This is a genomic window from Pseudomonas sp. ACN8 (assembly GCF_002303925.1).
In the GTDB taxonomy this organism is placed as follows: Bacteria; Pseudomonadota; Gammaproteobacteria; order Pseudomonadales; family Pseudomonadaceae; genus Aquipseudomonas.
In genome coordinates, this window is sequence record NZ_MRCS01000017.1 from 80,107 (window position 1) to 106,209 (window position 26,103).

22 protein-coding genes and 5 tRNA genes are annotated in these 26,103 nt (G+C 59.0%); 8 read left to right on the forward strand and 19 right to left on the reverse strand.

Going from position 1 to position 26,103, the window contains the following annotated elements; translation table 11 throughout:
• Positions 1-84: 84 nt before the first annotated feature.
• The 5 genes from asd to leuC form a co-directional block, all read right to left on the reverse strand.
• Positions 85-1,197, reverse strand: coding sequence for an aspartate-semialdehyde dehydrogenase (gene asd, locus BSF44_RS11935; RefSeq protein ID WP_095943679.1), 1,113 nt, complete (start codon positions 1,195-1,197; stop codon positions 85-87).
• A gap of 66 nt (positions 1,198-1,263) precedes the next feature.
• Positions 1,264-2,346, reverse strand: coding sequence for a 3-isopropylmalate dehydrogenase (gene leuB, locus BSF44_RS11940; protein WP_095943680.1), 1,083 nt, complete (start codon positions 2,344-2,346; stop codon positions 1,264-1,266).
• 64 nt (positions 2,347-2,410) lie between these two features.
• Positions 2,411-3,178 carry a class I SAM-dependent methyltransferase gene (locus BSF44_RS11945; protein WP_095943681.1) on the reverse strand — a complete coding sequence of 256 codons (768 nt, stop codon included), beginning with the start codon at positions 3,176-3,178 and terminating at the stop codon, positions 2,411-2,413.
• 156 nt (positions 3,179-3,334) lie between these two features.
• Positions 3,335-3,979, reverse strand: a complete 645-nt coding sequence (gene leuD / locus BSF44_RS11950) for a 3-isopropylmalate dehydratase small subunit (RefSeq protein ID WP_095943682.1) — start codon at positions 3,977-3,979, stop codon at positions 3,335-3,337.
• 2 nt (positions 3,980-3,981) lie between these two features.
• Positions 3,982-5,412, reverse strand: a complete 1,431-nt coding sequence (gene leuC, locus BSF44_RS11955) for a 3-isopropylmalate dehydratase large subunit (protein ID WP_095943683.1) — start codon at positions 5,410-5,412, stop codon at positions 3,982-3,984.
• A 306-nt stretch (positions 5,413-5,718) separates the two neighbouring features.
• On the opposite strand from leuC, the gene BSF44_RS11960 reads away from it, so the two are divergent.
• Positions 5,719-6,609 carry a LysR family transcriptional regulator gene (locus tag BSF44_RS11960; RefSeq protein ID WP_095943684.1) on the forward strand — a complete coding sequence of 297 codons (891 nt, stop codon included), beginning with the start codon at positions 5,719-5,721 and terminating at the stop codon, positions 6,607-6,609.
• A 65-nt stretch (positions 6,610-6,674) separates the two neighbouring features.
• Positions 6,675-9,953: a PAS domain S-box protein gene (locus tag BSF44_RS11965; protein ID WP_095943685.1), complete on the forward strand. Its 3,279-nt coding sequence runs from the start codon at positions 6,675-6,677 to the stop codon at positions 9,951-9,953.
• A 46-nt stretch (positions 9,954-9,999) separates the two neighbouring features.
• On the opposite strand, the gene BSF44_RS11970 is transcribed toward BSF44_RS11965, so the two are convergent.
• The 10 genes from BSF44_RS11970 to gltX form a co-directional block, all read right to left on the reverse strand.
• Positions 10,000-10,446, reverse strand: coding sequence for an Hsp20 family protein (locus BSF44_RS11970; protein ID WP_095943686.1), 447 nt, complete (start codon positions 10,444-10,446; stop codon positions 10,000-10,002).
• A gap of 132 nt (positions 10,447-10,578) precedes the next feature.
• Entirely contained in the window at positions 10,579-11,538 is a 960-nt protein-coding gene (locus tag BSF44_RS11975; protein ID WP_095943687.1) for a tRNA-dihydrouridine synthase, read from the reverse strand.
• Positions 11,539-11,692: 154 nt separating this feature from the next.
• A complete protein-coding gene (locus BSF44_RS11980; RefSeq protein WP_095943688.1) occupies positions 11,693-12,142 on the reverse strand; it encodes a thioesterase family protein in 450 nt (149 codons plus the stop codon).
• Between the two features lie 49 nt (positions 12,143-12,191).
• Entirely contained in the window at positions 12,192-13,025 is an 834-nt protein-coding gene (locus BSF44_RS11985; RefSeq protein WP_095943689.1) for an alpha/beta fold hydrolase, read from the reverse strand.
• Positions 13,026-13,054: 29 nt separating this feature from the next.
• The gene (locus BSF44_RS11990; protein ID WP_008050839.1) at positions 13,055-13,594 is read right to left on the reverse strand and encodes a TetR/AcrR family transcriptional regulator; all 540 of its coding nucleotides are present in this window, start codon (positions 13,592-13,594) and stop codon (positions 13,055-13,057) included.
• A 186-nt stretch (positions 13,595-13,780) separates the two neighbouring features.
• Positions 13,781-13,856 (reverse strand) — tRNA-Glu (locus tag BSF44_RS11995).
• Between the two features lie 80 nt (positions 13,857-13,936).
• Positions 13,937-14,012 (reverse strand) — tRNA-Ala (locus BSF44_RS12000).
• A gap of 53 nt (positions 14,013-14,065) precedes the next feature.
• Positions 14,066-14,141, reverse strand: a tRNA-Glu gene (locus BSF44_RS12005).
• Positions 14,142-14,220: 79 nt separating this feature from the next.
• Positions 14,221-14,296 (reverse strand) — tRNA-Ala (locus tag BSF44_RS12010).
• Positions 14,297-14,498: 202 nt separating this feature from the next.
• Complete coding sequence (gene gltX, locus BSF44_RS12015; RefSeq protein WP_095943690.1) at positions 14,499-15,980, reverse strand: glutamate--tRNA ligase; 1,482 nt, start codon at positions 15,978-15,980, stop codon at positions 14,499-14,501.
• A 219-nt stretch (positions 15,981-16,199) separates the two neighbouring features.
• Here gltX and BSF44_RS12020 point away from each other — a divergent pair, with 219 nt between their 5' ends.
• Both BSF44_RS12020 and BSF44_RS12025 read left to right on the forward strand, forming a co-directional pair.
• Entirely contained in the window at positions 16,200-17,288 is a 1,089-nt protein-coding gene (locus BSF44_RS12020; RefSeq protein ID WP_095943691.1) for an HlyD family secretion protein, read from the forward strand.
• A 49-nt stretch (positions 17,289-17,337) separates the two neighbouring features.
• Positions 17,338-18,828 carry an MDR family MFS transporter gene (locus BSF44_RS12025; RefSeq protein ID WP_172435342.1) on the forward strand — a complete coding sequence of 497 codons (1,491 nt, stop codon included), beginning with the start codon at positions 17,338-17,340 and terminating at the stop codon, positions 18,826-18,828.
• 103 nt (positions 18,829-18,931) lie between these two features.
• Here the strand turns inward: BSF44_RS12025 and uvrB are convergent, their stop codons facing one another.
• Positions 18,932-20,947, reverse strand: coding sequence for an excinuclease ABC subunit UvrB (uvrB, locus tag BSF44_RS12030; protein WP_095943693.1), 2,016 nt, complete (start codon positions 20,945-20,947; stop codon positions 18,932-18,934).
• Here uvrB and BSF44_RS30320 point away from each other — a divergent pair.
• From BSF44_RS30320 to BSF44_RS12040, 3 genes are all read left to right on the forward strand, one after another.
• Positions 20,946-21,122, forward strand: coding sequence for a hypothetical protein (locus BSF44_RS30320; protein ID WP_172435339.1), 177 nt, complete (start codon positions 20,946-20,948; stop codon positions 21,120-21,122). The genes uvrB and BSF44_RS30320 overlap by 2 nt on opposite strands.
• Before the next feature lie 161 nt (positions 21,123-21,283).
• Positions 21,284-22,480 (forward strand): amino acid aminotransferase, encoded by a 1,197-nt coding sequence (locus tag BSF44_RS12035; protein WP_095943694.1) that lies wholly within the window; start codon positions 21,284-21,286, stop codon positions 22,478-22,480.
• Positions 22,481-22,686: 206 nt separating this feature from the next.
• Positions 22,687-22,896 carry a hypothetical protein gene (locus tag BSF44_RS12040; protein WP_095943695.1) on the forward strand — a complete coding sequence of 70 codons (210 nt, stop codon included), beginning with the start codon at positions 22,687-22,689 and terminating at the stop codon, positions 22,894-22,896.
• Here the strand turns inward: BSF44_RS12040 and BSF44_RS12045 are convergent.
• Positions 22,893-23,123: a hypothetical protein gene (locus BSF44_RS12045; protein WP_095943696.1), complete on the reverse strand. Its 231-nt coding sequence runs from the start codon at positions 23,121-23,123 to the stop codon at positions 22,893-22,895. The genes BSF44_RS12040 and BSF44_RS12045 overlap by 4 nt on opposite strands.
• Positions 23,124-23,350: 227 nt before the next feature.
• On the opposite strand from BSF44_RS12045, the gene BSF44_RS12050 reads away from it, so the two are divergent.
• Positions 23,351-23,426 (forward strand) — tRNA-Asn (locus tag BSF44_RS12050).
• Between the two features lie 117 nt (positions 23,427-23,543).
• Here BSF44_RS12050 and BSF44_RS12055 read toward each other — a convergent pair.
• Positions 23,544-24,563 carry an alpha-xenorhabdolysin family binary toxin subunit B gene (locus BSF44_RS12055; RefSeq protein WP_095943697.1) on the reverse strand — a complete coding sequence of 340 codons (1,020 nt, stop codon included), beginning with the start codon at positions 24,561-24,563 and terminating at the stop codon, positions 23,544-23,546.
• The gene (locus tag BSF44_RS12060; RefSeq protein WP_095943698.1) at positions 24,560-25,771 is read right to left on the reverse strand and encodes an alpha-xenorhabdolysin family binary toxin subunit A; all 1,212 of its coding nucleotides are present in this window, start codon (positions 25,769-25,771) and stop codon (positions 24,560-24,562) included. Before BSF44_RS12060 ends, BSF44_RS12055 begins: the two co-directional genes overlap by 4 nt.
• Positions 25,772-26,103 lie beyond the last annotated feature (332 nt).

Genomic DNA, 26,103 nt, shown 5'->3' on the forward strand with positions numbered 1-26,103 from the left:
GATGAGGCCAGCACTGACGACGCTACTTCCATAAAAAAACCCGCGCCTCTTGCAAGGCGCGGGTTCTTTCATTTCATCAATCGATCAACGCTCGAGCAGGATCCGCAGCATGCGGCGCAGCGGTTCGGCCGCACCCCACAGCAACTGGTCGCCGACGGTGAACGCGCCGACGAATTGCGAACCCATGTTCAGCTTGCGCAGACGGCCAACCGGTACATTCAGGGTACCGGTGACCTTGTTCGGGCTCAGCTCCTGAATGCTGGTCTCACGGCTGTTCGGCACCAGCTTGACCCAAGGGTTGTGCTGGCTGATCAGCCCTTCGATATCAGCGATCGGTACGTCTTTGTTCAACTTGATGGTCAGCGCCTGGCTGTGGCAGCGCATGGCGCCGATGCGCACGCAGATGCCATCGACCGGGATCGGGCTCTTGAAGCGACCGAGGATCTTGTTGGTCTCGGCCTGGGCCTTCCACTCTTCGCGGCTCTGGCCGTTCGGCAGTTCCTTGTCGATCCACGGGATCAGGCTGCCGGCCAGCGGTACGCCGAAGTTTTCGGTCGGGTACGCGTCGCTGCGCATGGCTTCGGCCACACGGCGGTCGATGTCGAGGATCGCGCTGGCCGGATCGGCCAGTTGATCGGCAACAGCGGCGTGGGTCGCGCCCATTTGCTTGATCAGTTCACGCATGTTCTGCGCGCCGGCACCGGAGGCCGCCTGATAGGTCATGGCGCTCATCCACTCCACCAGGCCAGCTTCGAACAGGCCACCGAGGCCCATCAGCATCAGGCTGACGGTGCAGTTGCCGCCGATGTAGTTCTTGGTGCCTGCATCCAGCTGCTGGTCGATCACCTTGCGGTTGACCGGATCCAGAACGATCACCGCGTCATCCTGCATGCGCAGGCTGGAAGCGGCGTCGATCCAGTAACCCTGCCAGCCGGCTTCACGCAGCTTGGGGAAGACTTCGCTGGTGTAGTCGCCACCCTGGCAGGTCAGAATCACGTCGAGGGTCTTCAGCTCTTCAATGCTGTAAGCGTCCTTGAGCGGAGCAATGTCCTTGCCCACGGACGGGCCTTGGCCACCGACATTGGAAGTGGTGAAAAACACCGGCTCGATAAGATCGAAATCCTGCTCTTCCAGCATCCGCTGCATGAGCACGGAACCGACCATGCCGCGCCAACCGATCAGACCTACACGTTTCATCGCAACTACACCTTCTTGAAATGTGGACCGCTACCTTGTCTTGAATTTGGCAGCGGGCCCGAGAGATTACAGATTCCGCAGCGCGGCGACTACTGCGTCACCCATTTCCTGCGTACCGACTTTAGTACAACCGGCCGACCAGATGTCGCCGGTGCGCAAGCCCTGATCCAGCACCAGGCTGACGGCTTTCTCGATGGCATCGGCCGCGGCTTGCTGGCTGAAGCTGTAGCGCAGCATCATCGACACCGACAAAATGGTCGCCAACGGGTTGGCGATGCCCTTGCCCGCGATGTCCGGCGCCGAACCGTGGCACGGCTCGTACATGCCCTTGTTGTGGGTGTCCAGAGACGCCGACGGCAGCATGCCGATCGAACCGGTAAGCATCGAGGCCTGGTCGGACAGGATGTCGCCGAACATGTTGTCGGTGACGATCACGTCGAACTGCTTCGGTGCGCGCACCAACTGCATCGCGGCGTTGTCGACGTACATGTGGCTCAGTTCGACTTCAGGATAATCCTTGGCCACTTGTTCGACCACTTCACGCCACAGTTGGCTGGAGGCCAGTACGTTGGCCTTGTCCACCGAGCACAGCTTCTTGCCACGGACCATGGCCATGTCGAAACCGACACGGGCGATACGACGGATTTCGCTTTCGCTGTACGGCAGGGTGTCGTAGGACTGACGCTCGCCGTTTTCCAGGGTGCGGGTGCCGCGAGGCGCGCCAAAGTAGATACCGCCGGTCAGCTCACGCACGATCAGGATGTCCAGCCCGGAAACGATTTCCGGCTTCAGGCTGGAAGCCTCGGCCAGTTGCGGGTACAGGATCGCCGGGCGCAGGTTGCCGAACAGGCCCAGTTGCGCACGGATCTTCAACAGGCCGCGCTCAGGGCGGATGTCACGTTCGATGGCATCCCATTTCGGACCGCCAACGGCGCCCAGCAATACGGCGTCGGCCGCGCGGGCACGTTCCAGGGTCTCGTCGGCCAGGGGCACGCCGTGCTTGTCGATGGCAGCACCACCGATCACGTCATGGCTCAGCTCGAAGCCCAGGGCGAACTTGTCGCTGGCCAACTCCAGCACCTTGACCGCTTCGGCCATGATTTCCGGGCCAATACCGTCACCTGGGAGAATCAGAATCTGCTTGCTCATGCTTTCCTCATGTCATCAGTCGGTGCGCCTTTGGCGCACCCGGAAAAATTCTATCGATCGGTGCCTATCTTTCTACAAACAGCACCAATACATCGGTACTGAACGAACCATCGGCCTCAATCTCGAAATATTCGCGTACTTCGTTGCCCATCGACTGCTGCAATTCGCGGATCGCCGCGCGCATCACTTCAGGCGTGCGCATGCGCTCGACCCAGCTGTTGTACTCCAGGCGCAAACGCTGACGCGTGGTACTGCGGGTGTGCAGCCCCGCCTCGCTGACCTGGCGCAACCACTCGCCGGCGGAATAATCGCGCACATGGCTGGTGTCGCGCAGCACTTCGACGCTTTGCAGGTAAGTGTCGAACAGCGGGCTACCCGGTGACAATACGTCGACGAATGCCGCCACACCGCCCGGCTTCAGGACTCGACGCACCTCCCGCAGGGCCACGCCCAGATCGCTCCAATGGTGCGCCGAATAACGGCTGAAGACGAAATCGAATTCGCCATCGGCGAACGGCAGGCGCTCAGCGGCACCGTTGACCGTGGACACGTTGCTCAAGCCACGATCGACAGCGGCAGCGGTCACCACGTCGAGCATCTGTTGGGACAGGTCGTAAGCCACCACTTCTTTGACCAATGAGGCTACGTGAAAACTTACGTGACCGGCGCCGCAGCCAAGATCCAGGACCCGGGCATCGCCCTGCCCCGCCAGCTCGGCCTGTAGCAGCGCAAATTCAGTGCCTTGAGCGTGTACGGCGCTGCTCAGGTAGGCCGAGGCCTGTTCACCGAATTGCTTCTGGACTACCTGGGTGTGCTGGGCGGTGCTGGTCATGGGGACTTCCTTTTGGGGCTTAGTCTTGGGGTGCCTCTACTGCCGCCATCGCTAGCAGGCTAGCTCCCACATTGGATCTATGGCGTACACAACTCCCCTGTGGGAGCTAGCCTGCTAGCGATGAGGCCAGAGTGGCCTACATCAATGTCGGATCAATCAAGCGTCGCGAAACAACCACGGCTGGCTAGCCCGGTGCTTGGCTTCAAACGTCGCAATCGCATCGCCGTCCTGCAAGGTCAGGCCGATATCGTCCAGACCGTTGAGCAGACAATGTTTGCGGAAGGCATCGATTTCGAAGCTCAACACCTTGCCGTCAGGGCGGGTCACGGTCTGGGCTTGCAGATCGACCTGCAACTGGTAGCCCGGATTGGCCTCGACCTGCTGGAACAGCTCATCGACTTCGGCATCGCTCAAAATGATCGGCAGCAAGCCGTTCTTGAAGCTGTTGTTGAAGAAGATGTCGGCATAGCTCGGCGCGATGATGCTGCGGAAACCGTACTCTTCCAGCGCCCACGGCGCGTGTTCACGGCTGGAGCCGCAACCGAAGTTCTCCCGGGCCAGCAACACGCTGGCGCCCTGGTAACGTTCGGCGTTGAGGACGAAGTCCTTGTTCAGCGGACGCTTGGAGTTGTCCTGGTAAGGCTGGCCCACATCCAGGTAGCGCCATTCATCGAACAGGTTCGGGCCAAAACCCGTGCGCTTGATCGACTTCAAGAATTGCTTCGGGATGATCTGGTCGGTGTCGACGTTGGCACGATCCAAAGGCGCGACAAGACCAGTATGTTGGGTAAATGCTCTCATGCTTACTGCGCTCCCTGAATCAATTCACGGACGTCGATGAAACGACCGTTCACAGCGGCGGCCGCGGCCATGGCCGGGCTGACGAGGTGGGTACGACCACCGGCGCCCTGACGGCCTTCGAAGTTACGGTTGGAGGTCGAGGCGCAATGCTCGCCGGACTCCAAACGGTCCGGGTTCATCGCCAGGCACATCGAGCAACCCGGCTCACGCCATTCGAAACCGGCTTCGAGGAAAATCTTGTCCAGGCCTTCCGATTCAGCCTGGGCTTTGACCAGACCCGAGCCCGGCACGACGATGGCCTGCTTGATGGTCGAGGCCACTTTGCGGCCCTTGGCGATCACGGCCGCAGCGCGCAGGTCCTCGATCCGCGAGTTGGTGCACGAACCGATGAACACGCGATCCAACTGAATGTCGGTGATCGCCTGGTTGGCGGTCAAACCCATGTACTTCAAGGCACGGACGATGGAGTCGCGCTTGACCAGGTCCATTTCCTTCGCGGGATCCGGCACGTTCTGATCCACCGCCAACACCATCTCAGGCGAAGTGCCCCAGCTGACTTGCGGCTTGATGTCGGCTGCATCGAGTTCAACAACGGTGTCGAAGACGGCGTCGGCATCGGAAACCAGGTCTTTCCAGGCTTCGACGGCCAGGTCCCATTCGGCGCCTTTCGGAGCAAATGGACGGCCCTTGACGTAGGCCACGGTTTTTTCGTCAGCCGCTACCAGGCCTACGCGAGCGCCGGCCTCGATGGACATGTTGCAAATGGTCATGCGGCCTTCGACGGACAGGTCGCGAATCGCGCTGCCAGCGAATTCGATGGCGTGGCCGTTACCGCCGGCGGTGCCGATCTTGCCGATCACCGCGAGCACGATGTCCTTGGCGGTCACGCCGAACGGCAATTGGCCTTCGACGCGTACCAGCATGTTTTTCATTTTCTTGGCGACCAGGCACTGGGTGGCGAGCACATGCTCGACCTCGGAAGTGCCGATACCGTGAGCCAATGCGCCGAATGCGCCATGGGTCGAGGTGTGGGAGTCGCCGCAGACCACGGTCATGCCCGGCAAGGTCGCGCCCTGCTCCGGGCCGATGACGTGGACGATGCCCTGGCGAACGTCGTTCATCTTGAACTCGACGATGCCGTATTCATCGCAGTTGTCATCGAGGGTCTGGACTTGCAGGCGCGAGACCTGGTCGACGATGGCGTCGATGCCGCCCTTGCGCTCCGGCGTGGTCGGTACGTTGTGGTCCGGGGTCGCGATGTTGGCATCGATGCGCCATGGCTTGCGCCCGGCCAGACGCAGGCCTTCGAAGGCTTGCGGCGAGGTCACTTCGTGGATGATGTGACGATCGATGTAGATCAGCGCAGAGCCATCGTCGCGCTGCTTGACCAAATGCGAATCCCAGAGCTTGTCGTAGAGCGTTTTGCCGGCCATCAGACGGTTCCTCATCAGCTTTTTCTATGCCAGAGAGGTCTGTATAGCGAGTTTCGTTAGTCAACTTCGGCGCCAGAAGCCCATATCCTGCGTTGCTGCTCCTCGCCATAGCGCGCTATGACTCGTCGCAGCGCCTTGGCTATGGACTTCTGGCATCCGAATTTGAACTAACAAACTCGCTACACAGACCTCTGGGTCTTGAAAGACTCAATAACCCTTTGGCTTGTGAGGCTGATCCTATGGGGTTACATTAAATAACTCAAATTCATATTTTTTATGCTTTGGATAACCAATTGGAATGCGACTATGGATCTGGCCAACCTCAATGCTTTTATTGCCATCGCCGAGACCGGAAGCTTCTCCGGCGCCGGCGAACGGCTGCACCTGACCCAGCCTGCCATCAGCAAACGCATCGCCGGGCTGGAGCAGCAATTGAAGGTACGGCTGTTCGATCGCCTGGGGCGTGAAGTGGGCCTGACCGAAGCCGGGCGCGCCCTGCTGCCGCGGGCCTACCAGATTCTCAATGTCCTCGATGATACGCGCCGCGCCCTGACCAACCTCACCGGCGAAGTGACCGGCCGTCTGACCCTGGCCACCAGTCACCACATCGGCCTGCACCGTTTGCCGCCCTTATTAAGGGAGTTCACCCGGCGCTACCCACAGGTGGCACTGGATATTCAGTTCCTCGATTCGGAAGTGGCCTACGAGGAAATTCTCCACGGCCGCGCCGAACTGGCGGTCATTACCCTGGCACCGGAACCCCACGCGCTGGTCAAGGCCACCCCGGTGTGGGACGACCCGCTGGATTTCGTGGTTGCCCCGGAGCATTCGCTGCTCAATAACGGCCAGGTCAGCCTGGCGGACATCGCCCGTCACCCGGCGGTCTTCCCCGGCGGCAACACCTTTACCCACCACATCGTGCAGCGGCTGTTTGAAGCCCAGGGCCTGACGCCAAACATTGCGATGAGCACCAACTACCTGGAAACCATCAAGATGATGGTCTCGATCGGCCTGGCCTGGAGCGTTTTGCCGCGCACCATGCTCGATGACCAGGTGGCGCGCATACCTTTGCCGGGCATACAGCTCACTCGCCAGCTAGGCTATATCCTGCACACGGAAAGGACACTGTCGAACGCCGCGCGGGCCTTCATGGCCCTGCTGGATGCTCAACTCGATCCGCCAGGGACTCAAGGCTAAGTTGTGCTACTCCTATAGAGCCGCGAATTCCCGTGCCAAACGCCCATTCAGCCTAAGGCTTGCCAATGCCCAAATCTGTTGACCGTATTCCGCCAATGCCGCGCATACAGGCACTTGACCCGAAAAACTCCGAACAGAGCTGGGAAAGTGCCTCGCAACTGTTGGCCGCGCTCAACGGCGCACGCCTGGGTGCCTGGTATTGGGACATCGAGCGCGGGCAGATCAGTTGGTCTCGGGGTACGCAGGCGCTGTTCGGCTTCGATCCCCGGCAACCGCTGCCACGGGATCTGGAATACCTTGACCTGCTGCCCCCGGAAGATCGCGCGAAAACCCTTCGCGCATTCCACGCGGTCATCGCTGGCGCACCACTGGAGCAAGCGATGCATCACCGCATCCGCTGGCCCGATGGCAGCCTGCACTGGCTGGAGATCAACGGCAGCCTGTTGCCGGACAAACACGGCCGGCCACGGATGATCGGTGTGATCCGCGAGATTACCCACCAGCGTCAGCGCGAACAGGCGTTGAGCAGCTCGGAAAAGCGCTTCGCCACCCTGTTCCACCTGTGCCCGAACATGGTCCTGCTGACCCGCCAGGAAGACGGCCTGATCTCCGAAGCCAACCAGTATTTCGAAAGCCTGTTCGGCTGGCCGGTGCAAAACGCGATCGGCCGCACCACCCTGGAGCTGGGCCTGTGGGTACACCCCGAGCAACGGGACGAACTGGTCAAGGCCACCAAAGCCAAAGGCGACCTGGTCAGCATGGAAGTGCAGTTTCGCGCCAGCAATGGGCAAATCCATGATGGCATCCTCAGTGCGCAAAAGGTCGAGCTCGAAGGCCAGCCCTATCTACTGAGCACCTTCCTTGACACCACCGAACGCAAAGTCGCCGAACAGGCCCTCAAGGACAGCCAGGAACGTCTCGATCTGGCCCTGGACTCGGCGCAACTCGGCACCTGGGACTGGCACATTCCCAGCGGCATGCTCTACGGATCGGCACGGGCCGCCCAACTGCACGGCCTGGACGCCAAACCCTTTCACGAGTCCTTCGACGAGTTCTTCGAAGGCGTGCCCGGCGAAGAACGCGACACCATGCGCGACGCTTACCGCAGCCTGCGTGAAGGCCCGGCCGGCAACTACCAATTGACCTACCGCGTGCAATTGCCCGACGGCAGCTCGCGCTACCTGGAAAGCCGCGCCCGCCTCTACCGTGATGACAGCGGCGTGCCGGTGCGCATGGCCGGTACATTGCTCGACATCACCGACCAGGTGGAGCGCGAACAACGGCTGGTGGCCTCCGAAGAAAAATTCGCCACGCTGTTCCAGGTCAGCCCCGATCCGATCTGCGTCACCCACCAGGACACCGGCCAGTTCATTGAAATCAACTCCAGCTTCACCCAGACCTTCGGCTGGAGCACTGCCGATGTGATCGGCCGCAGCGCCGACGAAATCGGCCTGTGGGACGCTTCGGCGAAAAGCCTGCGACGGATCGAACAAGTGATCCGCGAACAAGGCCTGAACAACGTGGCCATTCTCGTCCAGCACAAGGACGGACAGGTCCTGACCTGCGTGATTTCCAGCCGCCAGATCAGCGTCGGCGACCAGGCCTGCATCGTCACCACGCTGCGCGATATCACCCAGCAACAGCGCTCGGAAGCGGCGCTCAAGGCCAGTGAAGAGAAATTCGCCAAGGCCTTCCACTCCAGCCCCGACGCCATCACCATCACCGAGCGCGACACCGGACGCTATCTGGAGGTCAACGACGGTTTCTGCCGCCTGACCGGTTACCGCGCCGAGGAAGTGGTGGGCCGCACGGTGTATCAGGTCGGGATCTGGGCTGAAGAAAAACAACGCTCGGCGCTGCTGGCCGAATTGCAGATCAAGGGTCGGGTTCATCACCAGGAAATGCTCGGGCGCAACAAGCGCGGCGAACTGCTCACCGTCGAAGTCTCGGTGGAACCGATCACCCTCAACGAAACCGCCTGCCTGTTATTGACCGCACGCGACGTCAGCCTGCTGAAAAACGCCGAAGCGCAGATCCGCCACCTGGCCTACCACGACCCACTGACCAACCTGCCCAATCGTGCCTTGCTGATGGACCGCCTGAGCCAGCAGATCGCCCTGCTCAAACGCCACAACCTGCGCGGCGCGCTGATGTTCCTCGACCTCGACCACTTCAAGCACATCAACGACTCCCTCGGGCACCCGGTGGGCGACACGGTGCTGAAAATCATCACCGCGCGCCTGGAAGCCAGCGTGCGCATGGAGGACACCGTTGCGCGCCTGGGCGGTGACGAGTTCGTGATACTGCTCAGTGGCCTCGAAGGCTCGCGCAGCGAGGTCAGCGATCAGGTTCGCGAAGTGGCCGACACCATTCGCGAGCTGCTATCCGAACCAATGTTCCTCGACGGCCAGCGCCTGCAGGTAACCCCAAGCATCGGCATCGCCCTGATCCCCGATCACGGCTCGACCCCGACCGACCTGCTCAAGCGCGCGGACATCGCGCTTTATCGCGCCAAGGACTCGGGGCGCAATACCGCGCAGATGTACCACAACACCATGCAGAAGGCCGCGAGTGAACGCCTGCGCATGGAAACCGACCTGCGCCTGGCGCTTTCCCGGGGCGAATTTCGCGTACATTACCAACCTCAGGTCGACGCCCGGGGCGACCGCATCGTCGGCGCCGAGGCCCTGGTACGCTGGAATCATCCGGAGCTCGGCCCGCAGTCACCCAACGAGTTCATCAAGGTACTGGAAGACAGCGGACTGATTCTGGAGGTCGGCACCTGGATCCTCGACGAAGCCTGCCAGGCCTTCAAGCAATTGATCGAAAACGGCCTGATAGACCCGCTAAGATTCAGCCTGTGCGTGAACATCAGCCCGCGCCAGTTCCGCCAGAACGACTTCGTCGAACGCGTCGAAAACAGCCTGTCCAGCCATGGCCTGCCCTGCTCCCTGTTGAAGCTGGAAATCACCGAAGGCATCGTCATCCAGAACCTGGAAGACACCATCAGCAAAATGCGCCGCCTGAAAAAACTCGGCGTGAGCTTCGCCATGGACGACTTCGGCACCGGCTATTCCTCGCTGACCTACCTCAAGCGCCTGCCAGTCGATACCCTGAAAATCGACAAGTCGTTCATCCGCGACGCCACCAGCGACCCGAACGACGCCGAGATCATCCGCGCCATCGTCGCCATGGCCCACAGCCTGGATTTGAAGGTGATTGCCGAGGGAGTGGAAACAGCGGAGCAGCTGGAGTTCTTGCAGGGATTGGACTGTCACTTCTACCAAGGGTATTTGCACAGTCAGCCATTGCCGGTAGAAGAGTTTCAAAAACTGCTGAAGTGACGAGCACAAAAAAGGGCGCCAATGGCGCCCTTCTTCTTGCTCTGACTCAGTGTTGCAGAGCCTTCTTCTGCGTGCCGTTGATCGGGATGCGCTTGGCTTTCGCCTCTTCCGGTACCACCCGCAGCAGGTCGATGCTCAACAGACCATTACTCAGGCCGGCAGCCTTGATCTCGATGTGATCAGCCAGACGGAAGGACAGCTTGAAGGCACGTTGCGCAATGCCCTGATACAGATAAGTGACGTCTTCGTCCGCGTCGCGTTTACCGCCACTGATGGTCAGCACACCTTTCTCGACTTCGAGCTCCAAGTCTTCTTCCTGGAAACCGGCCGCGGCAATTACGATGCGGTATTGATCGTCGCCGTGTTTCTCCACGTTATAGGGTGGATAGCTGCTGCCTGGCTCGTTGCGCAGGGCGGTCTCGAACAGGTCGTTGAAACGGTCGAAACCTACCGAGGAACGGAACAGTGGGGCCATGGAAAATGTAGTAGCCATGATGCAAATCTCCTGAAAACAATCAGCAAGGTTTTTTGTCTCCGCGACCCGAATTCGGCATCGCGTAATCCTTAGATAGGGACCGCTGATTGCATTTCAAGAGATTGTTTTCTGCTTTTTTCATAAAAAGTTTCAGGCCGCTGCCGCCACCGGCAGCCCCAGCAAACGCGAGACGTTATCCAGCTCGGTCTCACGACGCAGCACGGTGAACAGCTCTACCGCCTCGGGATAATTGCGGGTCAGCATCGCCAGCCATTGCTTCAGGCGGCCCGGCGACTGGCGTGGCGTCATCTGTGCCTTGGCTTGCAGCCAGAAGTCCTGGATCAGCGGCAGCAACTCGGCCCACGTCATCTCGACCACTTCTTCACCGGCCCGCGCTGCGGCGATCTGCCGGGCAAGGTCCGGACGCGAAACCAGGCCGCGACCAAGCATGATGTCTTCAACGCCGCTGATCTCGCGGCAGCGACGCCAGTCTTCGACGCTCCAGATGTCGCCGTTGGCGAACACCGGAACCTTGACCACGTCCTGCACCCGCGGAATCCACTCCCAGTGCGCCGGCGGCTTGTAGCCGTCGACCTTGGTCCGCGCGTGCACCACGATGTGTTCGGCGCCGCCTTCGGCCAGGGCCGTGGCACATACCAGCGAACCGTCCGGGCTGTCGAAGCCCAGGCGCATCTTGGCGGTGACCGGAATGTGCGCGGGGACGGCACGACGGACATGCTCGACGATCTGGTTGAGCAGCTCGGGTTCCTTGAGCAATACCGCGCCACCACGGGATTTGTTGACGGTCTTGGCTGGACAGCCGAAATTCAGGTCAATCACTTCGGAACCCAGCTCGCAGGCCAGCGCGGCATTTTCCGCCAGGCACACGGGATCGGAACCGAGCAATTGCACACGCAGCGGCACGCCGGAGGCCGTCCGGGCGCCGTTGAGCAACTCCGGGCCGAACTTGTGGAAATAGGCAGGTGTCAGCAACTGGTCGTTGACCCGAATGAACTCGGTCACGCACCAGTCAATACCACCCACGCGGGTCAACACATCGCGCAGGATGTCGTCGACCAACCCCTCCATGGGCGCCAAAGCAATTTGCATGAAAAACACACTCGAGGAAAAACGTGCGGCAGTTTACTGGATTGCGCGAGAAACCGCAGATGCCTTGTGGGAGCGAGCCTGCTCGCGAAAGCGCTCTGTCAGATACATTGATGCTGGATTTGCCGCCGCCTTCGCGAGCAGGCTCGCTCCCACATTAGGTTTTCGCTGATTCCAACGCCTGAATCGCCGGGCCATAGCCCTCGATAAACTCCCCCGGCATGCGCTTGGGCTTGCCGGTGGACAGCTCGATGCAGACGAACGTGGTCTGCGCGCGCAATAGCGTGGTGTTGTCACTGGGGCGGATCAACTGGAAGTGCCGGGTCATTTTCAGGCGTTGGTCCCAATCCACGATCCAGGTCGCCAATTGCAACTCATCGTCCTCATAGGCAGCCGCCAGGTAATCGATCTCGTGCCGCACCACCGCCATCGCCCGGTCCAGCCGACGATATTCGACCAGGTCCAGGCCCAGGCGCTGGGAGTGGCGCCAGGCACAGCGTTCGAGCCAGGTCACGTAAACCGCATTGTTCGCGTGCCCCAACCCGTCAATGTCCTCGGCGCTCACTTGCAGATCAATGATGAACGGCGTTTCCCGATCCCAGCCCATGCCCGACTCCCTGGTCAGATAATTTCGACCGGGGCAGTGTAACGGAAGCTCAGGCGGATTGGCGTGATTGCAGGCTGCGCCCGGCCAGCAGTGATAACACGCCATCAATCACCCGAGGGTCGGCCAGGACTCGCTGATGACCACCTTCCTTCAAACGCAACAAGCGGCTATCGAACCAGGCTTCGTGAATCAGCTGGGATTCCTTCACCAAGACGAAGTTGTCGTCTTCGGCGTGGACAATCAGGCCCGGCATGTCGAGTTGATAGTGCGCGACATCCAGTGTCGCGGCTCGCATGCCGACGTCTTGCTCGACCTGGCGAATGAACGCCGAGCGGGCCTTCGGTGGCAGCCCGACATAGCGGGCAAAGCCACGCAGCACACCGAGAATCCGCGCCGGAGCGGCAATGGTGACCAGGGTTTCGGTGCGCAAGCCCAACTGGACCGCGAGCATGGCGCTGGCGCCCCCCATGGAGTGGCCGATGACCGCTTGCAGGGGCGGCAGTTCGGAAGCCGCTTCAAGCATGGCGCGGGCGAACAGCACCACATTCGCTTCGCTGCCCGGCGAGCGACCGTGGGCCGGACCATCCAGGGCCACGACCGAGTAACCGGCATCGACCAGCGCAGTGATGAGGCTGGCGAACTGCGTCGGCCGCCCTTCCCAACCATGCATCAGCAAGACTGCCGGGCCTTGGCCCCAGCGCAAGGCCGAGAGGCCAAAACGCAGGGTGATCCGCTCGGACTTGGCCAGCAGTGGCAGCTCCCAGTCACGCAGCGGCAGATCCCTTGGCGTCATGAACGCCTGTCGCATTTTGCTTGCGACCAGTTTCGGGGCAAACCAGCCCAAGGTGCCATTAACGCCACGAACCCACTTTAACGCGCTCATCGCATTCTCCTCAGGCCGCAGCCTTCAGGTCAACGCACTGCCGATTTGGCGGCACGCAGTAATCGATCGGACAACTCTCCAGGCCCCAACGCCCGCGCCAGAGCCAACCCACCCACCATCAAGGCCATGTCGGCCAGGGCTTTTTCGGTTTCTTCAGGGCTGGCCGCCAACTGCGCGACCATCAATTCCACATGCTCATTGAGCGCAACACGAAACGCTTCCGGCAGCCGCCCCAGTTCGCCGACCGATGCCGGGATCGGACAGGCCGATTCGGAGGAATCACGGTGCTTGCGCGACAGATAGAACGCTGCCACCAGCGCGCGGCGCTCTTCGCCGGTCAACTGCGCGTCCATGTCAGCAATCAGGTCGCGGCGGTGACCGAGCAATTGCCTGAACGCCTCGAGCATCATCGCGTCCTTGCTTTCGAAGTGTGCGTAGAAGCCGCCGACCGTCAGGCCCGCCGCACCCATCACTTCGCCCACACTTGGCTCGGCCGGGCCGCGCTGAATCAGCGCTGCGCTGGCGGCCTTGAGGATGCGTTCGCGGGTTTGAGCTTTTTTATCGTTCATCGTCGCCTCCGAATATTACGATTGAAATATTATTCTCATAATAAATTTTAGCAAGTCATGGACATGACCGCTGGTCTGAAGAACAGTTTTTTTGGAAATGGGAGGGTTTTTGTCAAACGCCAGACAAACAAAAGGGCCATTCAATAATTGAATGACCCTTATAAAATCCCGCAGAGCGGGTAATCGTGGCGTCCCCTAGGGGACTCGAACCCCTGTTACCGCCGTGAAAGGGCGGTGTCCTAGGCCACTAGACGAAGGGGACACAAACCCTTCTATACAACTGATCAGTGCTGAGTGCTGATCGATTCAAGGCCGGTGTGGCCAGACCTTGAACTGTAAAATTGGTGGAGCTAAGCGGGATCGAACCGCTGACCTCCTGCATGCCATGCAGGCGCTCTCCCAGCTGAGCTATAGCCCCGGATTTTTCGCCTCGCGGCGGAGCGACATCTTGCAACATCGCTTCTGTAAAACTGGCGTCCCCTAGGGGACTCGAACCCCTGTTACCGCCGTGAAAGGGCGGTGTCCTAGGCCACTAGACGAAGGGGACGCAAACCCTTCTATACAACTGATCAGTGCTGAGTGCTGATCGCTTCAAGACCGGTGTGGCCAAGTCTTGAAGTGTAAATTGGTGGAGCTAGACGGGATCGAACCGTCGACCTCTTGCATGCCATGCAAGCGCTCTCCCAGCTGAGCTATAGCCCCTCATCGTTGATGTCATCGCTGAGGACGGGGCGAATCTTAAGGGCGTATCGAAAGTCTGTCAAACTTATTTTTGAAAAATTTCAAAATTTTTTGCCGACATAACAACCACTTACCGCCCTCCCCCTCGTAAATTCAGGGGGAGCGCCGAAGAACGGGAGCAAAAGATCCCGGCCTTCGGCCATTACCGCAGAGGCAAACGCAATCAGGCGATAGCGCCCAACAGCTTTTCCCACTCTTTGTTTTCTTTCTTCGACACGCCGCCCAGCAGGTCAATGGCCTGGCGCAGACGGAAACGGGTCAGGTCCGGCCCGAGGATTTCCATCGCATCGAGCACCGACACCGAGCTGGCCTGGCCGGTGATCGCAGCGAACATCAGCGGCATGGCATCACGCAGCTTCAGCTCCAGGGACTCGACCACAGCCTGAATGGTTGCGGTGATGCAGTCCTTCTCCCACTGACGCAGGCTTTCGAGCTTCCACAGGATCAACTGCATCAACTGGCGGACCTGATCGCCCGACAGCTTCTTGGATTCGAACAGCTTGGCATCGGGGTTCACGCCACCGGCAAAGAAGAACCCGGCCAGTGGTGCCACCTGGCTGAAGGTTTCGACCCGGCCCTGCACGTGCGGCGCGATCTTCATCATGTATTCGGAGTTGAACGCCCACTTCTGCACGCGCGCGGCGAACTCTTCCACCGGCAGGTCGCGCAGCCACTGGCCGTTGAGCCACGACAGCTTCTCGATGTCGAAGATCGGCCCGCCGAGGGACACGCGCTTGAGGTCGAAGTTGTCGACCATTTCCTGCAGCGAGAACTTCTCGCGCTCGTCCGGCATCGACCAGCCCATGCGCCCCAGGTAGTTGAGCATCGCTTCGGGCATGAAGCCCATGCGCTCGTAGAAGGTCACCGAGGTCGGGTTTTTGCGCTTGGAAAGCTTGCTCTTGTCCGGGTTACGCAGCAGCGGCATGTAGCACAGCTCCGGTTGTTCCCAGCCGAAGTACTCGTAAAGCAGGATCAGCTTCGGTGCCGATGGCAGCCACTCTTCGCCGCGCAATACGTGGGTGATGCCCATCAGGTGATCGTCGACCACGTTGGCCAGGAAGTACGTCGGCAGGCCGTCGGTCTTCATCAGGACTTGCATGTCCATGCGGTCCCACGGGATCTCGACGTCGCCACGCAGCATGTCCGGCACCACGCAGACGCCTTCGCTTGGTACTTTCATCCGGATAACGTGGGGCTCGCCAGCCGCCAGGCGACGGGCGACTTCTTCCTTCGACAGCAGCAGCGCGCGGCCGTCGTAGCGCGGGGTTTCACCACGGGCCATCTGCTCGGCGCGCATCTGATCCAGCTCTTCGGCAGTGCAGAAGCACGGGAAAGCATGACCGAGCTCTACAAGCTGCTGGCAATACTTCTGATAAATATCGCCGCGCTCGCTTTGACGGTACGGACCGTGCGGGCCGCCGACGTCCGGGCCTTCGCTCCAGTCGATCCCGAGCCAGCGCAAGGCGTCGAAAATCTGCTGTTCGGACTCACGAGTCGAACGCAGTTGGTCGGTGTCTTCGATCCGCAGGATGAACTCACCGCCGTGCTGCTTGGCAAAGCAGTAGTTGAACAAGGCGATGTAAGCGGTACCTACGTGGGGATCCCCGGTAGGCGATGGCGCGATGCGAGTGCGGACGGTGGTCATGGCATGTCTCGAAAAGAAAAAAAGCAAAGTTCAAACAAGGCGCGAATGGTAACAGGCGATACCCGCCCGGCTCCAGCGAACAGGGCATTTAAGCCAAGGTTGCGGCTGTAACGCCCGTATGTCGCGGATATCGGCCGACGGCATTTACCGCTTATCGGCTGTATGCCAGATTTGCCTGCTGATAACTTCCCTTACAATTTCTCGACTACAGTTTGCCTCATGCCTGCCCAACTCAAGCGTCGCCTCTTCACGTTCCTGCTGATTGTCCTGCTGATTGCCGGGGGCCTGTTTGCCCATTGGTTCTTCAAGGGGCGCTTTTATGAAAGCACCGACAACGCTTATGTCCAGGGCGAGATCACCCGCGTGTCGAGCCAATTGGGCGCGCGCATCGATCAGGTGCTGGTGCAGGACAACCAGCATGTCGAGAAAGGCCAATTGCTGGTCAAACTCGAAGGCGACGACTTCCACCTCGCTGTCGACCGCGCCAATGCCGTCCTGGCCACCCGCCAGGCCGAGCGCCTGCAAGCCACGAGCAAACTGACCCAGCAGGCCAGCCTGATTGCCGCCAGCGAAGCGCAAGTCGCCTCCAGCCAGGCCAGCCTGGGCCGCTCGCAGATTGACCTGACCCGCGCCGAGACCTTGCGCAAACCCGGTTATGTCTCGGAAGAACGGGTGACCACCCTCTCCGCCGAATCCCACATTGCCCGCTCCCAACTGGCCAAGGCCCAGGCCGACGCACAAAGTCAGCGCCAGCAAGTCAACGCACTCACCGCCGAGATCAAACGCCTCGACGCGCAGATCGCCAACGCTAAAACCGATTTGGCCCAGGCTGAACTGAACCTGACCCGCAGCGAAATCCACGCCCCCATCAGCGGCCTGATCGGCCAGCGTGCGGCCCGCGAAGGCCAATACGTGCAGGCCGGCGCTTACCTGTTGTCGATCGTGCCGGACGAAGACATCTGGATTCAGGCCAATTTCAAGGAAACCCAGATTGGCCACATGCAGCCCGGCCAGGAAGCCGAACTGACCTTCGATGCCTACAGCGATACCCCGATCAAAGCCCGGGTCGACAGCCTGTTCGCCGCCTCGGGTGCGCAGTTCAGCCTGTTGCCGCCGGACAATGCCACGGGCAACTTCACCAAAGTCGTACAACGGATTCCGGTAAAACTGACGTTCGCCGCGGACAATCCACTACGCGGCAAGATCCGCCCGGGCATGTCGGTCACCGCCAAAGTGAACATCAAGGACGCGCCTGAAGAAATCACCCCCAAAGTGAGCCACAAAGACGCCCCTGACGATGGCCGGTGATCAACTGATCCGCCCGGTCGGCGAACCGACCCGGCGGGACTGGATTGCGGTGATGAGCGTGATGCTCGGTGCGTTCATGGCGGTGCTGGACATTCAGATCACCAACTCCTCGCTCAAGGACATCCAGGGCGCGCTGTCGGCGACCCTGGAAGAAGGTTCATGGATCTCCACCTCGTACCTGGTGGCGGAAATCATCATGATCCCCCTCACCGCCTGGCTCGTGCAGTTGCTGTCGGCGCGGCGCCTGGCGGTGTGGGTATCCCTCGGGTTCCTGGCCGCATCCCTGCTCTGCTCCATGGCGTGGAGCCTGGAAAGCATGATCGTGTTCCGCGCCCTGCAAGGCTTTACCGGTGGCGCGCTGATTCCGCTGGCGTTCACCCTGACCCTGATCAAGCTGCCGGAACACCACCGCGCCAAGGGCATGGCCATGTTCGCCATGACCGCCACCTTCGCCCCTTCCATCGGCCCTACCCTCGGCGGCTGGCTGACGGAGAACTGGGGCTGGGAATACATTTTCTATATCAACATCCCGCCTGGCCTGATCATGATCGCCGGCCTGATGTACGGCCTGGAGAAGAAAGAAGCCCACTGGGAATTGCTGAAAAGCACCGACTACGCCGGCATTCTCACCCTCGGCGTCGGGCTCGGTTGCTTGCAGGTGTTCCTGGAGGAAGGCCACCGCAAGGACTGGCTGGAATCGAGCCTGATCGTGACTCTGGGCAGCATCGCGCTGGTCAGCCTGATCAGCTTTGTGATCGTGCAGTTCTCCAAACCCAATCCGCTGATCAATCTCAGTATCCTCGGCAACCGCAACTTCGGGTTATCCAGTATTTCCAGCGTCGGGATGGGGGTCGGTTTGTACGGCTCGATCTACCTGTTGCCGCTGTACCTGGCGCAGATCCAGAACTACAACGCCCTGCAGATCGGTGAAGTGATCATGTGGATGGGCGTGCCGCAGCTGTTTCTGATCCCGCTGGTGCCGAAGTTGATGAAGTATGTCTCGCCCAAATGGCTGTGCACCCTGGGGTTCGGGCTGTTCGGGCTGGCGAGTTTTTCCTCGGGCGTGCTGAACCCGGACTTTGCCGGGCCGCAGTTCAATCAGATCCAGATCATCCGCGCCCTGGGCCAACCGCTGATCATGGTCACCATCTCGCTGATCGCCACCGCCTACATCCTGCCCCAGGATGCGGGATCGGCCTCGAGCCTGTTCAACATCCTGCGCAACCTCGGCGGCGCCATCGGCATCGCCCTGCTCGCCACGCTGCTGGATGCGCGGACCAAGGTTTACTTTGACTACTTGCGTGAATCCATCGTGCCGAGCAATCCGCAGGTGGCAGAACGGATCGCCTCGCTGGCTGACCGGCTGGGCAATGAAACGGCAGCACTGGGCAAACTCAGCGAGATCGCCCACCAACAGGCGTCGATCATGGCCTACAACGATGCGTTTCATTTTGTCGGGATTGCGCTGGGGATCAGCATGCTGGCGGTGTTGCTGACCAGGAAATTGCCGGAGGGGTTGAAGGCTGGGGAAGCGCACTGAGACCGAGTTGCCCCAATCGCGAGCAGGCTCGCTCCTACAGGGATCACATTGAACCCTGTAGGAGCGAGCCTGCTCGCGATGAGGCCAGTTCAGACACTACAAATCAAACAGTGATCAACCGCTCGCGCAACTTGGCAATCTCGTCGCGCATCTGCGCCGCCGCTTCGAACTCCAGATCACGAGCAAGCTGATACATCTTCTCTTCCAGGGCCTTGATGCGCTTGGCGATCTCGCCCGGCGAGCGCAACTCGGCTTCGTATCGGGCGTTTTCCTCGGCGGCCTTGGCCATGCCCTTGCGCTTCTTGCTGCGCGAACCGGGCACGGTGGCGCCTTCCATGATGTCGGCGACGTCCTTGAACACGCCTTTGGGGGTAATGCCATTGGCCAGGTTGAAGGCGATCTGCTTGTCGCGACGGCGCTCGGTTTCGCCGATGGCCCGCTCCATGGAACCGGTGATCCGGTCGGCATACAGAATCGCCCGACCGTTGAGGTTACGCGCCGCGCGGCCGATGGTCTGGATCAGCGAGCGCTCGGAACGCAGGAAGCCCTCCTTGTCGGCGTCGAGAATCGCCACCAGCGACACTTCCGGCATGTCCAGGCCTTCACGCAACAGGTTGATCCCCACCAGCACATCGAAGGTGCCCAGACGCAGGTCGCGGATGATCTCGACCCGCTCCACGGTGTCGATGTCCGAGTGCAGATAACGCACACGCACACCGTGGTCGGCCAGGTAATCGGTCAAATCCTCGGCCATGCGCTTGGTCAGCGTGGTGACGAGCACCCGCTCTTCCAGAGCGACACGCTTGGTGATTTCCGACAGCAAGTCGTCGACCTGGGTCAGTGCCGGGCGGATCTCGATTTGTGGGTCCACCAGCCCGGTCGGACGCACCACCATGTCAATGACGCGCCCGGCGTGCTCGGCTTCATAGTTGCCCGGGGTCGCCGAGACGAAAATCGTCTGCGGGCTGATGCTTTCCCACTCATCGAAACGCATCGGCCGATTGTCCAGCGCCGACGGCAGACGGAATCCATATTCCACCAGCGTCTCTTTACGCGAACGGTCGCCTTTGTACATCGCACCGACCTGCGGAACGCTGACGTGGGACTCGTCGATCACCAACAAGGCATCGGCCGGCAGGTAATCGTAAAGCGTCGGTGGCGCCGCGCCGGCTTCGCGGCCGGACAGATAACGCGAGTAGTTTTCGATGCCGTTGCAATAACCCAGCTCGAGGATCATCTCCAGATCGAAACGGGTGCGCTGCTCCAGGCGCTGGGCTTCCACCAGTTTGTTGTTGGAGCGCAGGTATTCCAGGCGCTCCTGCAACTCGACCTTGATGCCTTCGACCGCGCCCATCAGGGTTTCCCGTGGCGTCACGTAGTGGCTCTTCGGATAGAAGGTGAAGCGCGGCAGTTTGCGAATGACTTCGCCGGTCAGCGGATCGAATGCCGACAGGCTTTCCACCTCATCGTCGAACAGCTCGATGCGAATCGCCTCGAAATCGGATTCCGCCGGGTGAATATCGATCACATCGCCACGCACGCGAAAGGTCGCACGGGCAAAATCCATGTCGTTGCGGGTGTACTGCAGGTCGGCCAGGCGTCGCAGCAGTTCACGCTGATCGAGCCGGTCGCCGCGATCCACGTGCAACACCATTTTCAGATAGGTTTCCGGGCTGCCCAGACCGTAGATGCAGGACACCGTGGTGACGATGATCGCGTCTTTGCGTTCCAGCAATGCCTTGGTCGCCGACAGACGCATCTGCTCGATGTGGTCGTTGATCGACGCATCCTTCTCAATGAAGGTGTCCGAGGACGGCACGTAGGCTTCCGGCTGGTAGTAGTCGTAGTAGGAAACGAAATATTCCACCGCGTTGTTCGGGAAGAACGCCTTGAACTCACCGTACAACTGCGCCGCCAGGGTCTTGTTCGGCGCCAGCACCAGCGTCGGGCGCTGCACCTGGGCGATCACGTTGGCGATGCTGAAGGTCTTGCCCGAGCCGGTCACACCGAGCAGCGTCTGGTGCGCCAGCCCGGCTTCGATGCCTTCGACCATCAGGCGGATGGCTTCCGGCTGATCGCCGGCGGGCTCGAAACGGGTGACTAGCTGGAATTCAGACATGAAATACCTCTGGATCACTCTTGCCGGTATAACCGACACGAACGAGAAAGACCGTAAACGACCGACTGTCGCCCGAAGAAAAAACTGGATTGTGCTCAATGTGGAGCCGATTGCCAGCGCTTTCAAGGCAAACGTCCTACATCGCGCAAAACCTTTGCCGACGCCATTCGACTAACGGTCGAAAAATAATCGGAAAAACTTAACCGAAAAGCCGAATCGCCTGTCGCCATTGATCGCGGATGGCCTCTATACTAGCTCCCCGTTTGTGCACCGCTCTAGTGCATTCGGCTGGAGCGCGACACGTCCCTCCACTCTCCATTCAGAGCCGCCGCAATAATGAGCCTGTTCTCCGCTGTCGAAATGGCACCACGCGATCCAATCCTGGGCCTCAACGAAGCATTCAACGCCGATACCCGGACCAACAAAGTCAACCTGGGGGTCGGTGTTTACTGCAACGAGGAGGGGCGAATTCCACTCCTGCGCGCCGTTGTCGAAGCCGAAACGATTCGCGCCGCTCAACACCTTTCCCGTGGCTACCTGCCAATCGACGGCATCGCCGCCTACGACCAGGCTGTGCAGAAATTGCTGTTCGGCAACGACTCGCCGCTGATCGCCGCTGGCCGCGTGATCACCACCCAGGCCGTTGGCGGTACGGGTGCTCTGAAAATCGGTGCCGACTTCCTCAAGCAACTGCTGCCGAACGCCGTTGTGGCGATCAGCGACCCGAGCTGGGAAAACCACCGCGCCCTGTTCGAAACCGCCGGTTTCCCGGTGCAGAACTACCGTTACTACGACGCCGCGACCCACGACGTGAACCGTACCGGCATGCTGGAAGACTTGAACGCGCTGCCAAACGGCTCGATCATTGTGCTGCACGCTTGCTGCCACAACCCGACTGGCGTGGACCTGAGCCCGGCGGACTGGAAAAACGTCCTGGACGTCGTTAAAGCCAAAGGCCACGTGCCGTTCCTCGACATGGCGTATCAGGGCTTTGGCGATGGCATCGACGAAGATGCCGCTGCCGTACGCCTGTTCGCTGAATCGGGCCTGACTTTCTTCGCCTCCAGCTCGTTCTCCAAGTCGTTCTCGCTGTACGGCGAGCGCGTGGGCGCCCTGTCGATCGTCAGCGAATCGAAAGAAGAAAGCGCGCGCGTGTTGTCGCAAGTCAAACGCGTGATCCGCACCAACTACTCCAACCCGCCGACCCACGGTGCCAGCGTTGTCGCTGCTGTGCTGAACAGCCCGGAACTGCGTGCCCATTGGGAAGCCGAACTGGCCGAAATGCGCTTGCGCATTCGTGGCATGCGCACCCAGATGGTCGACCTGCTGGCCAAAAAAGCGCCTCAGCGCGATTTCAGCTTCGTCGGTCGTCAGAGCGGCATGTTCTCGTACTCCGGTTTGACCGTTGAGCAGGTTCACCGCCTGCGCAACGAGTTCGGCATCTACGCCCTGGACACCGGCCGCATCTGCGTGGCCGCGTTGAACCAGAGCAACATCGAGGTGGTGACGGACGCTATCGTCCAGGTCATCTGATTACGCCTTGAAATGAAAAACGGGAAGCCATGTGGCTTCCCGTTTTTTTATTTGTCGCCTCTAAACTCCACACAATCCAAAATGTGGGAGCGAGCCTGCTCGCGATAGCGATGTACCACCACTAATGGTGAATGTGCTGTTGCCATCGCGAGCAGGCTCGCTCCTACAGGTTTTGTGTACACCCTGGAATTCCTGCGAGAACCCACATGAAAAACGATGACCTGCGCGCCGACCGCGATGACCTGGATGACCTGGATCACTTCACCCCCCGCGCCCCGACAAAACGCGGCAACAACCTGGTGATGCAAGTGGCCACCGGTGTGTTTCTCGGCGGCCTGGCCCTGTGGCTGGTGCAATTGGGTGCCACGGCGCTCTACGCCAAACTGATGCTTGCCACGATCACCTTCGGCGGTTAAGCCAGTTCGGTCGCACGTTGGCTGGCAGCATCGTCGTAGGCGACATACAGCGATTCCGCGACCTGGCTCTTGATCGCTTTAGCGCTTTCCAGGCCGAGGACAAACCCTTCGGCCTTGCCACCGGCGCGGTTCAATGCTTCAGCGGTGCCAGCCTGGGTGATGGCGTCGAACAACTTTTCGGCATGGGGGCCGACACCCTTGGGCAGGCTGATCTGAGAGATGCTCATGGGTGCACCCCGTGGTGTCGAGGTGCGAGGGTCAAATGATTCATGGCGCGTACCTTTTCGGCGAATGGCCGGCAGCGCGTGTCACCACTTCCGGGTGGCCATGGTAGACCTCTGGTGCGATTCTGGTAACCGCCAATGTCCGCGAAACCACCGTCCGCCACCACGAATCCGTCCAATTGCCATTCGGTGCTTGACTTCTCTTTTTGAATCAGTAACATAGGCGCCATTCCGCGATAGCTCAGTTGGTAGAGCAAGTGACTGTTAATCACTGGGTCCCTGGTTCGAGTCCAGGTCGTGGAGCCAGACAGAAGCATCGAAAAGCCCCTGAATCGAAAGATCCAGGGGCTTTTTTGTGGCCGATGACTCGCCGGGTTATTCACGCATTCCGACCATCCGGTTCGGCAATCGCTACGGCGCCTCTTAGGTTCGCCAGACCGAGGCAATTGGCTCAAGGGTTTTGGACAGGCTGACAGCCGCGTCGGTAATCGCCTTCAAATCGTCGATCGTGGTCTGTGGAGCAAGATCAAAGAGTCTTGCATAGTGGTTGATGTTACGAAGCAGCGTATTGGCTTCATGCAAATAATCGACCTTCAAGCCTTCTACCGATTTTACCTGCCTCAAGATATCAACTCTGGTTTCTTGATCTGCCTGCAGTTTCTGGTACTCATTTTTTTGTTCAAAATAATGTGCACGCTTAATCCGCAAACCGTCTCGGGCCCTTACCATCTCAGTGTATTTTATATACTCAGAAGCCTGTTCAAGAATCTTGCGCAGCAGTTCCAATCCTTTTTTCACTAGCTCAGCCTGCGGAGTAGATATCTCAAAACTCTTGAAAAAATTGGCATCCGGAATCCATGGCAACAGGTGATCGATCAGGTTTTTATCATCTATCACACGGATCAAATCATCTAGAATCCTGCATTGCACCTCAACCTCTTCAATCCGCCTGTCCAGATCACTGAGCGCCTTCACAATATCCTCATCGAACCCAGGCAAAATACTTGAATCACCTTGCCCCTCCCCCAGCACATCGATATCGCCCAGACTATTGAGATGAGCATTCAGTGCAAGCATGCCCCCTCGAATCTTCCCCGCATCGGCATTAATACTTTTTATATAATCAGCCTTAAGACCTTCCAGGGTCTTCATTCGCACATCACCCGACAAATCCGGCTCATGGCTCAACCGCTGAAATTCGGTCATGAAACTCTTGAAATTAGCCTCCCTCAACATAGGCATTACAGCCACTGCCACCCCAACGATACTCGCATGCGCATCATTGAGCGCTCCATCAAGCCGCCCCAACTTTGCTTTCAAATAATCGGAAAAATCCAGATTCAATTGAGCAACAATTTTATTGATAGCCTTTTTATTAAATTTCATCAACGAATAATTTGGCATACGCTGCTCATGAACCATTACTGCACCGTCCGTATTCATACCACCCCCTCTTCCTGAAGAGCACTCTGTTCATTAAAATCCTTGATCGCCTTCCTCAGGGAACTCAGCAGCGTATCAGCCACATTCTGAACTTCACTCCAAGGGGAAATACCGCGATTAAAACTCTGCTTAAATCGGATCAGGCTTACGCCATCCTCTATCAGTGAAAACTCAGTGGCAGACCTGTCGATCTCGGCCACGACGGAGTTCCAAACTAACACCAATGCGTTCGACGCCCTTGCGGCAGCCGCCATGTGAGCGGATAGATTGTCCAGCGACTTGCTGTGAGAAAGAATCAACCCAGGCAACTTCTCCTGCCCGTCAATCAGGCTCAACAGCCTCCGCTTTTCCATGATGAAGCTGTAGAGCTTTTCCTGGGCCTCAAGGAACGCCTTACCCAGGAGTGCCTCTTCAGGACTGGAGAAAAGCGCATTCAAAAGCACCCCAAGACCATCGATACCCCTCACAATCTGCATCGCACTATGCTTAACTAACTCCTTGTTTGTCTGATCGATATTTTTTTCAATCCACTCAAGTTCCGCACGAAATTTGTCAAGATCAATCGCAAAATCAACGGTATCGAGCTTGGCTACCTTCTCACTTATCAATGGAATGAGCTTATCATTCAATATCCTGTTGAAGTTTTCTATTTCAACTTTCAATCCCAATGCTGGCTTACTGGCAGCAACTACACTTTTTTTAAGGTCTTCGAACACCAACCCAAGCTGGGTGTGAATAGCCACATCGCTCTGGTCAAGCTCCATGAATGGCGCGTTCTCGACCTCCAGATCATTATATGGCTTGAGGCGCTCGACTATGGGCATTTGATCAATATCGCTGACCAGATTCTGACTGAACTCAACCAGATCCTTTGCCAACCCGCTCAATCCACTACCGACCTGAACCAATCCACTTTCTATGGAAGGCCACCCAGCAGCGTGATCTTTTACTTTTATATTCAAATCCTGAATTTCCAACCACCCAAAATTCGGATGATCAATGACCCCTCCCAGGTTTTTTTCTATCTCTCCACGCTCAGTCGGCAGCGTTCGACCAAATCGTACATACTGCTTTATTTCCAGCAACTGCTCTGGTGTGACCACCAGCCTTGGTTGATAAACCGATTCATCACGCCTCCCTGAACTCACGTCAATCGAAGGTTGAGCCCCCTCATGACTGGCCGGACTATAAATCTCGATATCTTCCATGATTACTCCACGCCCAAGTTATTACATTCAATTTCTAGAGGAGCTATCAATTTGTGAGAGCAGACCTTGAAAACTACCAGACAATGGTAGCCATTTAAAAAAAACAGCGAAATGTAATTCTTCACTTCCGCGCGTAGGAAATCAGACTTTACAACAGAAACCTTTTACACAATTCGAAGCAACACATTAATACAAAGAGCATTAAACCAAGTCAGCCTGCGAAACACTTGGCATACCCAGGCGTTATCCTTATTCTCGCTAACAACAAGCCATACCGCTGCATTTCCCGGATACAAAAAAAAGGCCGATCTACCTGTTGGTAAATCGGCCTC